The following is a 13242-nucleotide window of genomic DNA, read 5'->3' on the forward strand; positions in this document are numbered from 1 at the left end:
CACCTTGTCCCTCGCCCGCGGCTCACTGCCCGGATGCCGCTGGGAGCGGACCCGCTGCCCCGTCTGATCCTCGTGTCCGCGCCCCCTGGCTTCGGCAAGACGACCCTGTTGAGCCAGTGGCTCGACCAGTGGCGAACCGTCCGGCGTGCCGAGACCCGTCGGGTCGCCTGGCTCTCGCTCGACGCCGAGGACAGCGCCCTGCAGCGCTTCCTGGCCCTCTTGATCGGCGCGATCCAGGTCGTCGAACCTCGTGCGGGTGTCGATGCGGCCGCACTCCTGCGGGCCGGCGGCGCCACCGTCTCTCCAGGTGTTCTGGTGAGCCTGATCAACGACCTCGACGGCGTCGACGGAACTCTCGTGCTCGCGCTCGACGACTACCACCTGATCGAGTCCCGGGAGGTTCACGAGGCGGTGACATTCCTGCTCGACCATCTTCCGGACCATCTGCCGGTGGCGATGGCGACCCGCTCCGACCCGCCCCTGCCCCTGGCCCGGCTGCGCAGTCGCGGGCAGCTGACCGAGGTACGCGCCGCCGACCTGCGCTTCACCGCAGCCGAGGCGCGGGACTTCCTCAACCGGGTGATGGGGCTGGACCTCGCCGAGGCCGACGTGGACGCGCTGGAGGAACGCACCGAAGGCTGGATCGTCGGGCTCCAGCTCGCCGCGCTCTCCTTGCGCGACATACCCGAGCGCGGTGACGTCGCGGGGTTCATCGAGGCGTTCACCGGCAGCAACCGATTCGTCATCGACTATCTCGCCGACGAGGTGCTGGCCCGCCAACCCGTCCAGGTCCGCGACTTCCTGCTCGGCACCGCCGTGCTCGACCGGCTCACCGGGGCCCTGTGCGACGCCGTCACCTGCGGCACCGACGGCGCGAGGATGCTGGAGGACCTGGAGCGCGGCAACCTGTTCCTGGTACCGCTCGACGCCGAGCGTTCCTGGTACCGCTACCACCATCTCTTCGCCGACATGCTGCGCGCACGCCTGCGCGCCGAGGCCCCGGACGAGGTGCCGATCCTGCACCGGCGGGCCGGTGAGTGGTTCGCCGCCCACGGCCTCGTGGAAGACGCGGTCCGGCACGCGCTCGCCGCTGCGGACTTCGACCGTGCCGCCCACCTGATGGAGGAGGCGCTGCCGGAGCTGCGCCGCACCCGTCAGGACGGCCTGCTGCTGGGCTGGGTCCGGGCGCTGCCGGAGTCTGTGGTCCGGCGCAGCCCCGCCCTGAGCATCCTCGCGGGTTGGTCGCTGATGATATCGGGAGACCTCGGCTCGGCCGAGCGCCGGCTCGACGACGCCGAGGAGGCGCTGGCGGCCGGCGCCGCGGACGAGGGTCTCGCTGCGACGTGGGCGGACACGGATGATCTGCGGACCGCCCCGGCGACGGTCGCGGTCTACCGCGCATCGTTGGCCCAGGCGCGTGGCGATGTCGCGGGCACCGTGCGCCATGCCCGGCGCGCGGCGGATCTCGCTCGACCCGAGGACCACTTCGTCCGGGGAGCCGCCGGCGGGTTTCTCGGTCTGGCCGCTTGGGCGGCCGGCGACGTCGGGGAGGCGCTGTCCACGTTCTCCGACGCGGTCCGCAGCCTGCACGCAGCGGGAAACCTCGTGGACGAGCTGGACAGCACGGTGGTGCTCGCCGACATGTGGGTCGCCTCGGGCAGGCCCGGTCGTGCCCGCCGCCTGTGCGAGCAGGCCCTGCGGACGGCCACCAGGAGTGGGCAACCGTATCTGCGGGCCACCGCCGACCTGCATGTCGCCCTGGCCGAGCTCGACCGCGAGGCCGACGAGCTGGCCAGCGCGGAGGAGCATCTCGAGACCGCGCGGATCCTGGGCGAGCGGACGTCGATCACCGAGAACCGGCACCGGTGGTTCGTCGCGATGTCGCAGGTGCGCGCCGCCGGCGGTGACTTCGACGCCGCGCTGCGCCTGCTCGACCAGGCCGAGGCGCTCTACCGGCCCGGCTTCTACCCTGACGTGCGCCCGATCGCCGCGATGAAGGCCCGCGTCGAGATCGCGGCAGGGGACCTGGCGTCAGCCGCCCGCTGGGCCGAGGACCGGGGAGTTGGCGTCGGTGACGACGTGGACCACCTGCGGGAGTACGAGCACCTGACCCTGGTGCGGCTCCTGCTCGCCCAGCAGGGCGACGACCAGCACGACGCCCGCCCCGGCGCGGTGTCCCCGACGGTGGTGCTGGGGTTGCTCGACCGGCTGCAGGCCGCGGCCACGGACGCCGCGCGCGACGGCAGCGTGCTCGAGATCCGGGTGCTGCAGGCCCTCGCCCACCGCGCCGACCGAAACCTGCCCGCGGCACTGGCCGCACTGGGCCGCGCCCTGGGCGCGGCGCCCGAACCGGACAGCTACGTGCGGCTGTACCTGGACGAGGGCGCGCCGATGAGAGCCCTGCTGGACAGGAGGGCGACCGCTACCGGTCCCGTCGCGGGCGCGGAGCACGGGGAAGCGGTGCGAGGACGGGCCCGGCGGCTACTCCTGCGGACCCAGCCCGCCCGGACGACCGGATCGGCCGGGTCTCCCCAGGATCCGGTGGATCCGTTGAGCCGGCGCGAGCGCGAGGTGCTCCGGCTGCTCGACAGCGAGCTGACCGGACCGGAGATCGCCCGAGAGCTCTACATCACGCTCAACACCCTGCGAACCCATACCAGGCGCATCTTCACCAAGCTCGACGCGCGGACCCGGGCGATCGCCGTACACCGCGCGCGCGAACGCGGGCTGCTGTGAGATCGCTCGATGTCCCGGCGTCACCACGTGGGTCACATCATGTGGTGACGCCCGGTCACCCTGTCGGCTCCTAGGTTCGAGTCATCCCCGCGGCACACTCCGCGGACCGACTCGAACAGGAACCGGACATGACCATCACGCATTCCACCCTCATCCGGTCAGCCGCCGTCGCCGCCGTCGCCGCCGGGCTGATCTTCATCGGCGTGCAGATCGACCACCCCCACTCGGACGTCGACGCGGTCGCCACCACCGAGTGGGTCATACGCAACTCGCTAAAGGTGCTGATGGCCGCCCTGGCCCTGGCCGGCATCACCGGCATGTACCTGCGCCAGGTGAAGCAGATCGGTCTCCTGGGCCTGCTCGGGTACCTCGTCTTCGGCGCCGGCTACCTCACCGTCATGAGCGTCGCCTTCGTCAGCGCGTACGTCCTGCCCTCCATCGCCGAGACCGACCCCGGCTACGTCAACGACGTCCTCGCCGCAGCCACCAACGGCAGCGCCACCGGTGACATCGGCCTGATGCAGACCGTGCTCACCGTCTCAGGCATCACCTTCCTGGGTGGCGGCCTCATCTTCGGCATCGCGCTGTACCGGGCACGCGTCCTCGCCCGATGGGCGGCCGCGCTCCTCGCCGTCGCCAGCGTCCTCACCGTCACGCTCGCCTTCCTGCCCGACGCCCTCTACCGGTTCCTGGCCTTTCCCAACTCCGTCGCCATGATCGGCCTCGGCTGCTCGCTCTGGCTCACCACGCGCACCAGGATCACCACGCTGCCGGCCGGTGCCGACGATCCGCCCCTCACCGCGGCGGGTTCGCGATGAGTCGACCACCCGTCCCGCCCGTCCGCTACGAGCTCCGCGTCGAGGGCCACCTCGACGAGCACTGGTCAGCCTGGTTCGACGGGATGGCCCTCGTCCACGAGGACGACGGCACGACCTCCCTGCGCGGGTCGGTGGCCGACCAGGCCGCGCTGCACGGCCACCTCGCGAGGGTGCGCGACCTCGGCGCCACGTTGATCTCGGTGAAATCTTCCACTGTAAGAATTTCTTCACTACGATCGACCGCGGTGCTCAGCGAGCCGGCCGCAACGGGGTGGCCGGGGAGAGGCCGTGCCGAACGAAGGAGTTCCATGCCGACTACGACGCCGACGACCTCCGTACAGCTCTACTCGGTCCGGGAGGCGGTAGCTGACGACCTGGACGGCGCCGTGGCGCGCCTGGCCGAGATTGGCCTGAAGCACGTGGAGCCGTATGCCTTCCACGAGCGCACCGACGACTACCTGCGGGCGTTCGCGGCGACTGGCGTGACCGCGCCGTCGGGCCACGCGCCCGTGCTCGCGGCCGAGACCCCCGAGGCGATCCTCGACGCGACCGTCGCCCTGGGGATGGCGACCGTGATCGACCCGTTCCTGCCCGCCGAGGGGTGGCAGACCGCCGACCAGGTGGCCCGGCTCGCGGAGCGCGTGAACGGGCTGGCGGAGCTCGCCGCCGAGCGAGGGCTGGAGTTCGGGTACCACAACCACGCCTGGGAGCTGGGCACCCGCCTCGGCGAGCAGCATGCGCTGGAGGTGTTCGTCGAGCACCTGGCGCCCGACGTGGTGCTGGAGGTCGACACGTACTGGGCGGCCGTCGGGGGAGCGGACGTCCCGGCGCTGCTCGCGGCCCTGGGGGACCGGGTGCGCCTGATCCACGTCAAGGACGGCACGCTGGACGGCGACGTGGACCGGCAGCAGCCGGCCGGCTCGGGCGAGGTGGACGTGCCCGCGATCCTGGCGGCCGCCCCGGGAGCGACCCGCGTGATCGAGTTCGACGCGTACGGCGGGGACGTGTTCGAGGGCATCGCGCAGTCGCTGGCGTGGCTGTCGGAGCACGACCGATGAGTGCGGCGGGCGTCGGCATCATCGGTGCCGGCAACATCTCGACCCAGTACCTGGAGAACCTGACCCGGTTCCCCGACGTCGAGGTGCGGTTCGTCGCGGACCTCGACCTCGACCGCGCCGCGGAGCGGGCGCGGGAGTACGGAGTGCCGGCGTCGGGCAGCGTGGACGGGCTGCTGGCCCGGGACGACGTGGACGTGGTCGTGAACCTCACCGTCCCGGCGGTGCACACCGAGGTGGGGCACCGGATCCTGGCCGCCGGCAAGCACGTGTGGAGCGAGAAGCCGGTCGCCCTCGACGCGGACGCCGCGGCCGCGCTGCTCGCGGACGCCGAGGCACGCGGCCTGCGTGTCGCGTGCGCCCCGGACACGGTGCTGGGCGCGGGCATCCAGACGGCGCTGCGGGCGATCGCGCGCGGCGACATCGGGGAGCCGCTGACGGCCACCACGATGTTCCACGTGCCCGGGCCGGAGTCGTGGCACCCGAGCCCCGACTTCCTGTTCGCGCTCGGCGGCGGCCCGCTGTTCGACATGGGGCCCTACTACGTGACCACGCTGGTGCACGTGCTCGGCTCCGCGACCCGGGTCCAGGCGGTGGCCTCCACCTCCCGCCGGACCCGCACCATCGGGAGCGGCCCCCGGGCGGGCGAGGTGTTCGACGTCGAGGTGCCGACCCACCACGCCGCGATCATCGAGTTCGGCGAGGGCCGGTCGGCGCAGTCGACGTTCTCGTTCCAGCACGCCCTGCCCCGCAGCGGGTTCGTCGAGGTCAACGGCACCGAGGGCACGATCGTGCTGCCCGACCCGAACGGGTTCGACGGCGGCTCGTCCCTGTGGCGCTACGGCTCCGACGAGCCGACGGCGCTCCCGGCGTCCGGCCCAACGTTCGGGCGCGGGGCCGGCGTCGTCGACCTGGTGCGCTCGATCCGCGACGGCGGCACCGAACGCGCCTCAGGGGCGGTGGCGGCGCACGTCCTGGACATCCTGCTCGGGATCCGCGACGCGGCCGAGGCCGGGCAGCCCGTGAAGATCACGTCGGCCGTGTCACCGGTCGCCCCGCTGCCGGAGGGCTGGGACCCGGCGGAGGCGACGGCGTAGGGGCCGGCAGTCACCCCTGGTCGCCCGGCAGCAGCCGTTCCAGCAGCTCCAGCGACCGCCGCACGTCCACGGCCTCCGGGTCCAGCAACCACTGGAGCTGGAGGCCGTCGGACGCGGCCGCGACCAGCGCGGCGGCGTCGTCCGGGTCGATGTCGGCGGCGATCGCGCCGGAGGCCTGACCGGCGCGGACGCGTTCGGCCAGGTCGGCGCGGACTCCCCGGAACCGCGCCCGCACGAACTCGCGGGTCTCGGGATGCTGCTGCGCCTGCAGCGCGTCGGTGGTGAGTGTCGCGTACAGCTCGACCAGGCCGGGGATCGAGCGGTTCCGCACGGCGCTGCGCTCCATGAGGGCGACCGCCGAGACCTCCTCGGTCGGGGACGGCTCCGCGGCCCGGGCCTCGTGCGCCCGGTAGACCTCGACGAGCAGCTCGTCGCGGTGGGCGAAGTAGTAGCGCAGCGCGGCGTGCGAGACGCCGATCGCCTCGCCGATGGCCCGCAGCGACGCGCCCACGCCGCGCTCGGCGAAGACGGCGATCGCGCTCGTGAGGATCTGGGCGCGCCGTTCCGGGGCCCTCCGGTACGACCGTGCCTGGGCTCCCGCGTCGCCGTTCACCATGGGGGTCATCGTACGAACGGCCGCCAGGAAATCCCTGGGCGGGAGCGGGTGGAATGCGGCGCCGGGTCCCGGAGTTGCCGACCGTATGACTACCTTCGGCATCATCGGAGCAGGACACATCGGCAGCCAGGTCGCCCGCCTGGCGATCGCGCAGGGCAACGAGGTGGTGATCGCCAACTCGCGCGGTCCCGAGACCCTCGCGGACCTGGTCGCGGAGCTGGGCCCGAAGGCCCGGGCGGCCACGGCGAAGGAGGCGGCCGAGGCCGCCGACGTCGCCGTCGTCTCCGTGCCGCTGAAGGCCTACCGCGACCTCCCGGTGGAGCCGCTGGCCGGGAAGATCGTGCTCGACACCAACAACTACTACTGGGAGCGCGACGGCCACGTCGAGGCGCTCGACCGTGGTGAGGCGACCGTCTCGGGCCTGCTCCAGGAGCACCTGCCGACCTCGAAGGTCGCCAAGGCGTTCAACCACATCGTGGCCGCCACGATCACCACCGACGGCACTCCGGCCGGCACGGAGAACCGCCGGGCACTGGCCACGGCGAGCGACTACCCGGAGGCCGTCGAGCTGGTCACCGCCTTCTACGACGCGGCGGGCTTCGACACCGTCAGCGCCGGCCCGCTCAGCGAGTCCTGGCGCGTGGAGCGCGACCGGCCCGCCTACGGCCCCCGCCAGAACGCCGAGGAGCTCAAGGAGAACCTGGCCAAGGCGCAGCGCGTCCTCTGACCTCGTTCCGCCCGCACCGCCCGGAGGCGTTCGGGGCTCAGGCCCCGAACGCCCCCAGCGCGACCGGCTCCCACTCGCGCCAGGTGCGCAGGCGCTCGGCGTAGATCTGCTCGACGTCGGCGAGCGGCTTGCCGAGGAAGACGTGCAGCGGCGGCCGCTCGGCGTCGACGATCCGCAGCAGCGCGGCGCGCGTGGCGCGCGGGTCCCCGAGCTCGAACTCGGGCGCCGTGGCGACCCGCGCCTCGGCGTAGTCCGGGTGCTCGGCGCTGGCGCGCAGCCCGGCGCCGAACCCCGTCGCGTACGGGCCCGGCTCGACGTTCGTGACATGGATGCCGAACGGCGCCACCTCCTGCGCCAGGGCCTCGGACAGGCCCTCCACCGCCCACTTGGACGCGTGGTAGGCGCCGAACCCCGGGAAGGCGCGCACGCCGCCCTCGCTGGTGACCTGGAGGATGCGGCCGGACCCCTGCGCGCGCAGGACCGGCAGGACCGCCTGGGTGACCCAGACCGTGCCGAAGAAGTTGGTCTCCAGCTGGGCGCGCAGCTCCTGCTCGGTCACCTCCTCGACCATGCCGACCTGGCCGTAGCCCGCGTTGTTGACGACCACGTCGAGCCGTCCGAAGCGCTCGACGGCGCGGTCGACGGCGGCCAGCACGGCCGACCGGTCGGTGACGTCGAGGGGGACGGTCAGCACGGCCTCGCCGTACTTGCTCGTGAGCGGCTCCAGCGCGGTGACGTCCCGCGCGGTGGCGGTGACGTGGTCGCCGCGTTCGAGGGCGGCCTCGGCCCACACGCGACCGAGACCCTTGGCTGCTCCGGTGATGAACCATGTGGTGTGCATGCCTCCATCGTGCGGCGGGCCAAGCCATTCCACCAGCGACTCTTCGGCACACAAGACATGCGCTCACCGCATGGCTCATGATGGGCGCATGGCCGAGCTCACCGTCACCGCGCTCCGGGTGGTCCACGCCGTCGTCGGCACCGGGTCCTTCACCGCGACCGCCGACCTGCTCGGGTACACCCAGTCCGCGGTGTCCCGCCAGGTCGCCGCCGCCGAGGCCGCCGCGGGCGTGCCCCTGTTCGTGCGCGGCGCGCGCGGCGTGGCGCCCACCCCGGCGGGCACGCTCGTGGCGCGCCGGGCCGCGGTGGTCCTCGCCGAGCTGGACGCCGTCGGCAAGGACCTCGCGGGGCTGAGCGACACCCTGGGCGGCCGGGTGGTGCTCGGCGCCTTCCCGACGGCGACGTGGGTGCTCGCGCCGCGCGCCGTCGCCGTCGTACGGGAGCGGCACCCGGGCCTGGCGGTCGACCTGCACGAGGCGTCGACCCCCACCCAGCTGCAACAGCTCCGCGCGGGGCGCATCGACGTGGCGGTCATCGGCATGGGCGCCGACCTGCCCGCCTACGACCTCGACGGGCTGCGCCGCGACCACCTCGCGGACGGCCGCTCCCTGGTCGCGGTGTCGAGCGACCACCGGTTCGCCGGCCGGGACCAGGTTCCGGTCGCGGAGCTGGCCGAGGAGGAGTGGATCGTGGGCACGGGCCTGCGCGGCGACCCGCAGTTCGGCGCCTGGCCCACGCTGCCCGCGCCCCGGGTCGTGCACGCGGTGCGCGAGTGGCCCGCCCGCCTCGGCCTGGTCGCCGCCGGGCTGGGCGTCACCACGGTGCCCGAGCTCGTCGTCCCCGGGATCCCGGCCGACGTCGTGACGGTCCGGGTCGACGACCCGGCGTGGCTCGGCCGCGCGGCGGTCGCCGTCACCCGCCCGGACCGCCCGGCGGGCGTGGACGCCGTGGTGAGGGCGCTCCGGGAGGTCGCCGGCGGGCTGGGCTAGTCTCGCGGCATGCCCGCCGCGCCCGACGACCCCTGGTCCGCCGTCGCCGACGACTGGGGCCGGTACTGGGGCACCTTCGCGCGCCCGGTCTGGGCTCCGCTCCTGGACGCGGCGGGGATCGGGCCGGGCAGCCGGGTGCTCGACGTCGGCTGCGGCAGCGGCGAGCTGCTCGAACACCTCCAGGACCAGGGCGCGCGGGCCGGCGGCGTCGACCCGGCGACCCGGATGGTCGAGCTCGCGCGGGCCCGCGCCGTGGGCGCGGACGTGCGCCTCGGCGAGGCCGAGCACCTCCCGTTCGACGACGGCGCCTTCGACGCCGTGCTCGCCGTGAACGCGGTCCAGTTCGCCGACGACGTCGCCGACGCCCTGGCCGAGATCGCCCGCGTGCTGACGCCGGACGGCGTCGTCGGGCTGGCCGGCTGGGCCGACCGGACCCGGAACGACCTGGACGCGATCAACGTGGCGCTCGCGGAGGCCGACGACGAGGAGCCGCCCGAGGACGGCCCGCTGCGCCTGCCGGGCGGGCTCGCCGCCGTGCTCGCAGACGCGGGCTGGGCGGTGCTCGACCACGGTGTGGTGCCGGTCCCGTGGACCGCCCGGGACGCGAACGACCTGGTGCGCGGCATCCTGTTCGGTGAGGGCGACGCGACGGTCGCGGAGCTCGCGCCGGTGGTGGTCGAGGCCGCGGCTCCGTTCCGCCGTCCGGACGGCAGCTACCGCCTGCTGAACGCCTTCCGCTGGGCGGTGGCCCGGCGCCCGAGGTCCACGTGAGCGCCCCGACCGACCCGGACCAGCCCGTCCTGCGGGTGCCCGGGGTCCGGGCCCTGGTGTGGATGTCGCTGTTCGGCTTCGCCGGGTACGCGCTCCTGCTGCCGACGGCGCCCCTGTGGGCCACCCACGGCGGCGCCGACGAGGGCGGCGCGGGGCTGGTGAACGCCGTCCTCATGCTCGCCACCGTCGCGTTCCAGACGACCGTGCCCTGGGCGCTGCGCCGGCTCGGCTGGCGCACCACGCTGGTGGCCGGGGTGCTGCTGCTCGGGCTCCCGTCCCTGGCGTTCCTGCTCACCGACCAGCTCGGGTGGATCCTCGCGGCGTCGGCCGTGCGCGGCGCCGGGTTCGCGGTGGTGACGGTCTGCGGCGCGACGGCGATCGCCGAGCTGGTCGACGTCTCCCGGCGCGGCCGCGCGATCGGCGTCTACGGCCTCGCGGTCGCGGCGCCCCAGGTGTTCCTCACGCCGAGCGCCGCCTGGGTCGCCGAGTCCGTCGGCTTCCGGGTGGTGTTCGTCCTCGGGGCCCTGCCCGCGCTCGCCGTGCCGTTCGCGGTGGCCCTCGGGCGGCGGCTGGACGACCTGACCGGGGCCGGTACCCCCGGCGTCGTCGGCGCGCCCCACCCCAGCCGCGCCCGCGTGCTCCTCGCGCTGGCGCTGCCCTCGCTCGTGCTGCTGGCCGTCACCACGCCCGGGGGAGCGCTGCTCACGTTCGCCCCGCAGCTCGGGTACGGCGCGCTCGTGGCGATGGCCGGGCTGTTCGGCCTCACCGTCGCGGCGGCCCTGTCCCGCTGGCTGGTGGGCGGCCTGGCCGACCGGCACGGGCCGCGCCGGTTCGTCCCGCCGCTGCTGGCGCTTTGCGCCGCGGGCCTCGTGCTGTGCGCCTGGTCGATCACCGGCTCGGGCCCCGGCGCCGTGGGGCTGATCGTGGGTATGACCGTCGTCGGCATCTCCTACGGCAGCCTGCAGAACCTCACGCTGGTCAGCGCGTTCGCGGCCGTGCCCGACCGGGAGCGCAGCGTCGCCAGCGCCGTCTGGAACATCGGCTTCGACACCGGCACCGGGCTCGGCTCGCTCGTGGTCGGCTTCATCGCGGCCGGCACGAGCTTCGCGGTCGGGCTGCTGACGACCGCGGTGCTGTGCGCCGTCGTCGCCGTCGTCACCCTGGTGGGCGCGGGCCGGCGGACCGTCTAGGCGCGGCCGTCCGCACCAGGGTGCGGACCAGTGCCGCACCCTGGTCCGCCGCCCGGCCCGGCCGGGCGAGGGTGGGCGGCATGATCGACAAAGGACTGCCCGGCGACGCCGTCGGGCCCGGGCGGCCGGTGGGCCGCCGGATCGTGCTGGCGATGCTCGGCCTGGGAGCCGCGGGCGTCGCCGTGGGACCCGCGGTGCGGGACGGGGTGCGTCAGGCCCTGTCCCGGGTCGCGCCGGCGGCGGTGCCGGACGACCGCGGGTTCCGCTACTTCAGCGTCGTCGGCTCCGTGCCGCGCCAGGACGCGACGAGCTACCGGCTCACCGTCGGCGGGCTGGTGGACCGGCCCGCCACGTACACGCTCGACCAGCTCGCGGCGCTGCCCCAGCACACGGTGGTGCACGACGCCGTCTGCACGGACGGCTGGCAGGTCGACGACGTACCGTTCACCGGCGTCCTGCTGAGGGACCTGCTCGACGCGGCCAGGGTGCGGGACGAGGGCGCCGCGGTGCGGTTCACCTGCTTCGACGGCGCCTACTCCGAGAGCCTCACGCTGGAGCAGGCGCGCCGGGCGGACGTGCTGGTCGCGCTGCGCATGTTCGACGAGCCCGTGCCGCACGACAGCGGCGGCCCGGTGCGGCTCTTCGTGGCGCCGATGTACTTCTACAAGTCGGCCAAGTGGCTCTCCGGGATCGAGGTCACCAGCCAGGTCCAGCAGGGTTACTGGGAGGACTACGGCTATCCCGTGGACGGCTGGCTGCCCGGCGAGGAGCCCGTCGGTGCCTGAGCGCGTGCTCCGCTTCAGCCCCGCCGAGCGGGCCGTGCACCGGGCGACCGGGCTGCTGTTCCTGGTCTGCCTGCTCACCGCGGTCGCGCTCTACGTGGCGCCGGTCGCGCAGCTCGTGGGCCGGCGGCTCCTCGTCGAGACCGTCCACGAGTGGTCCGGGCTCCTGCTGCCCGTGCCGGCCCTGCTCGGCCTGTGGTCGGGCCCGTTCCGCGCCGACCTGCGTCGCCTCGACCACTTCGCCGAGCACGACCGCCGGTGGCTCGCGAGCCTCCGCTCGTCCGACGCGCACCGTGGCCGGTTAGCGGGCAAGTTCAACGCCGGCCAGAAGGTCTGGGCCTCCTGGCTCGCCGGCGCCGTCCTGGTCATGCTCGGCACCGGCCTGCTGCTGTGGTTCAGGTTCGCGCTCGACGTCGTGCCGCGGGCCGGCGTCGTGCTCGTGCACGACGTCGTCGCCTACGCCCTCGTGGTCGTCGTCGCCGGCCACATCCTCAAGGCGATCGCCGACCCGGAGGCCCGGCGCGGTATGCGCACCGGGGCCGTCCGGCGGTCATGGGCGGCGCGGGAGCACGCGCTCTGGCTCGGTCAGAGCTCGTCACCCTCGGCGCTCCAGGCCTCCCAGGCCGCGGACGACGCCGCGTAGGCGGCCACCGCGCCGAGGATCGCGGCGCTCACGGCGCTGCTCAGGGCCGCTCCCGCCGCGTCCGTGCCGAGTGCCTGGGCCAGCGCGCCGCGCCGCCCGCCCTCGGCCCGCGCCGCCGCCCGGCCCAGGGCGGCGGCGGACGGGTCGGCGGGCGGCTCGGCGGTGCGGGAGAGCCGGTCGAACACGGCCTCCCGCTCCGCCGGGGCGAGCCGCTCGAAGGCGGCGACGTGGACCTGCTCGACGGTGTGCGGCGGGGCGGAGCTCAGCAGCCGCTCGGAGCGGTCGAGCGCCCCGGGGTCGTCAGACCGGGCCATCGTCGGCTCCTTCGGCCGGGTCGGCTACCGCGTCGGCCGGGACGATGCGGTAGCCCTGCTCCGCGAGGGTCCGGGTCATGTGCTCGGCGTACCACTCGGGCCAGCCCTCGTCGTACACGCCGCCCAGCTCCTCCTGCTCGTGGACGCCGTGCGCCGTCGCCGCCTGCCTGAGCAGGTCGAGCAGGATCTCGTTGGACCTCGGGTCGCCGGTGGTGCTCATCGGCCCGGGAGGCGGTCGATGATCTGCTGGAGCACCCACTCGTTGCCGTCGGGGTCGGCGAACGACGCGAACGACGCGTAGCTGTCGTGGTCCGGGTGCGGCCCCGGCACGCGGTTCGCGGTGCCGGCCCAGTGGAAGACGCCGTCCTGGTCGTGCCAGATCTCGCTGACGTCGGCGCCGTGCCCCGCGAGCTCGGCGCGCGCCGCGGCGAGGTCCGTGACCACGAGGTGCAGGCCCCGCACGGAGCCCGGCGCCGCGTCGGTCAGGTGCTCGCCGAAGATGATCGACGCGGCGGACCCGGGCGGCGTGAGCTGCACGACGCGCAGGCCGCGCTCGGTGGCGAAGTCGGCGTCGAGACGCCAGCCGAGCCCCGCGTAGAAGGCCTTGGCGCGGTCCACGTCGGCGACGGGCAGGACGACGACCTCGAGCTTGAGTTCCATGGTG

15 protein-coding genes are annotated in these 13242 nt (G+C 74.4%); 10 read left to right on the forward strand and 5 right to left on the reverse strand.

The features are described from left to right. Nucleotides 1-33: 33 nt before the first annotated feature. From QRN56_RS12825 to QRN56_RS12840, 4 genes are all read left to right on the forward strand, one after another. On the forward strand, nt 34-2736 hold the full coding sequence (locus QRN56_RS12825) for a winged helix-turn-helix domain-containing protein (protein WP_285103778.1): 2703 nt from the start codon (nt 34-36) through the stop codon (nt 2734-2736). A 128-nt stretch (nt 2737-2864) separates the two neighbouring features. Continuing rightward, entirely contained in the window at nt 2865-3554 is a 690-nt protein-coding gene (locus QRN56_RS12830) for a hypothetical protein (protein ID WP_285103780.1), read from the forward strand. Then, nucleotides 3551-4612 carry a sugar phosphate isomerase/epimerase family protein gene (locus QRN56_RS12835; RefSeq protein ID WP_350224567.1) on the forward strand — a complete coding sequence of 354 codons (1062 nt, stop codon included), beginning with the start codon at nt 3551-3553 and terminating at the stop codon, nt 4610-4612. The genes QRN56_RS12830 and QRN56_RS12835 overlap by 4 nt, the downstream gene beginning before the upstream one ends. Then, nucleotides 4609-5706 carry a Gfo/Idh/MocA family protein gene (locus QRN56_RS12840; RefSeq protein ID WP_285103781.1) on the forward strand — a complete coding sequence of 366 codons (1098 nt, stop codon included), beginning with the start codon at nt 4609-4611 and terminating at the stop codon, nt 5704-5706. Before QRN56_RS12835 ends, QRN56_RS12840 begins: the two co-directional genes overlap by 4 nt. 10 nt (nt 5707-5716) lie before the next feature. Here the strand turns inward: QRN56_RS12840 and QRN56_RS12845 are convergent, their stop codons facing one another. Further along, entirely contained in the window at nt 5717-6322 is a 606-nt protein-coding gene (locus tag QRN56_RS12845; RefSeq protein ID WP_285103783.1) for a TetR/AcrR family transcriptional regulator, read from the reverse strand. Between QRN56_RS12845 and QRN56_RS12850 the strand changes: the two genes are divergently transcribed. Further along, nucleotides 6321-7049, forward strand: coding sequence for an NADPH-dependent F420 reductase (locus QRN56_RS12850; RefSeq protein ID WP_285103784.1), 729 nt, complete (start codon nt 6321-6323; stop codon nt 7047-7049). The two genes, QRN56_RS12845 and QRN56_RS12850, sit on opposite strands and share 2 nt — an antisense overlap. A 37-nt stretch (nt 7050-7086) precedes the next feature. On the opposite strand, the gene QRN56_RS12855 is transcribed toward QRN56_RS12850, so the two are convergent. After that, nucleotides 7087-7890, reverse strand: a complete 804-nt coding sequence (locus tag QRN56_RS12855; RefSeq protein WP_285103785.1) for an SDR family NAD(P)-dependent oxidoreductase — start codon at nt 7888-7890, stop codon at nt 7087-7089. An 88-nt stretch (nt 7891-7978) separates the two neighbouring features. Between QRN56_RS12855 and QRN56_RS12860 the strand changes: the two genes are divergently transcribed. The 5 genes from QRN56_RS12860 to QRN56_RS12880 all read left to right on the forward strand — a co-directional run bounded on the left by QRN56_RS12860 (nt 7979) and on the right by QRN56_RS12880 (nt 12264). Continuing rightward, nucleotides 7979-8878, forward strand: coding sequence for a LysR family transcriptional regulator (locus tag QRN56_RS12860; protein ID WP_285103787.1), 900 nt, complete (start codon nt 7979-7981; stop codon nt 8876-8878). Between the two features lie 9 nt (nt 8879-8887). Beyond that, the gene (locus tag QRN56_RS12865; protein WP_285103789.1) at nt 8888-9649 is read left to right on the forward strand and encodes a class I SAM-dependent methyltransferase; all 762 of its coding nucleotides are present in this window, start codon (nt 8888-8890) and stop codon (nt 9647-9649) included. Beyond that, nucleotides 9646-10839, forward strand: coding sequence for an MFS transporter (locus QRN56_RS12870; protein ID WP_285103791.1), 1194 nt, complete (start codon nt 9646-9648; stop codon nt 10837-10839). The genes QRN56_RS12865 and QRN56_RS12870 overlap by 4 nt, the downstream gene beginning before the upstream one ends. A gap of 80 nt (nt 10840-10919) precedes the next feature. Next, entirely contained in the window at nt 10920-11624 is a 705-nt protein-coding gene (locus QRN56_RS12875) for a molybdopterin-dependent oxidoreductase (protein ID WP_285103793.1), read from the forward strand. Beyond that, nucleotides 11617-12264: a cytochrome b/b6 domain-containing protein gene (locus QRN56_RS12880; protein WP_285103795.1), complete on the forward strand. Its 648-nt coding sequence runs from the start codon at nt 11617-11619 to the stop codon at nt 12262-12264. Before QRN56_RS12875 ends, QRN56_RS12880 begins: the two co-directional genes overlap by 8 nt. Here the strand turns inward: QRN56_RS12880 and QRN56_RS12885 are convergent. From QRN56_RS12885 to QRN56_RS12895, 3 genes are read right to left on the reverse strand one after another with little or no spacing between them, the layout of a single operon-like run. Further along, nucleotides 12207-12578: a hypothetical protein gene (locus tag QRN56_RS12885; RefSeq protein WP_285103797.1), complete on the reverse strand. Its 372-nt coding sequence runs from the start codon at nt 12576-12578 to the stop codon at nt 12207-12209. The two genes, QRN56_RS12880 and QRN56_RS12885, sit on opposite strands and share 58 nt — an antisense overlap. Further along, nucleotides 12565-12798, reverse strand: coding sequence for a hypothetical protein (locus QRN56_RS12890; protein ID WP_285103799.1), 234 nt, complete (start codon nt 12796-12798; stop codon nt 12565-12567). Before QRN56_RS12890 ends, QRN56_RS12885 begins: the two co-directional genes overlap by 14 nt. Further along, on the reverse strand, nt 12795-13238 hold the full coding sequence (locus tag QRN56_RS12895; protein WP_285103801.1) for a VOC family protein: 444 nt from the start codon (nt 13236-13238) through the stop codon (nt 12795-12797). Before QRN56_RS12895 ends, QRN56_RS12890 begins: the two co-directional genes overlap by 4 nt. Between the last annotated feature and the right edge of the window lie 4 nt (nt 13239-13242).

The organism is Promicromonospora sp. MEB111, from assembly GCF_030209445.1.
In the GTDB taxonomy this organism is placed as follows: Bacteria; Actinomycetota; Actinomycetes; order Actinomycetales; family Cellulomonadaceae; genus Promicromonospora.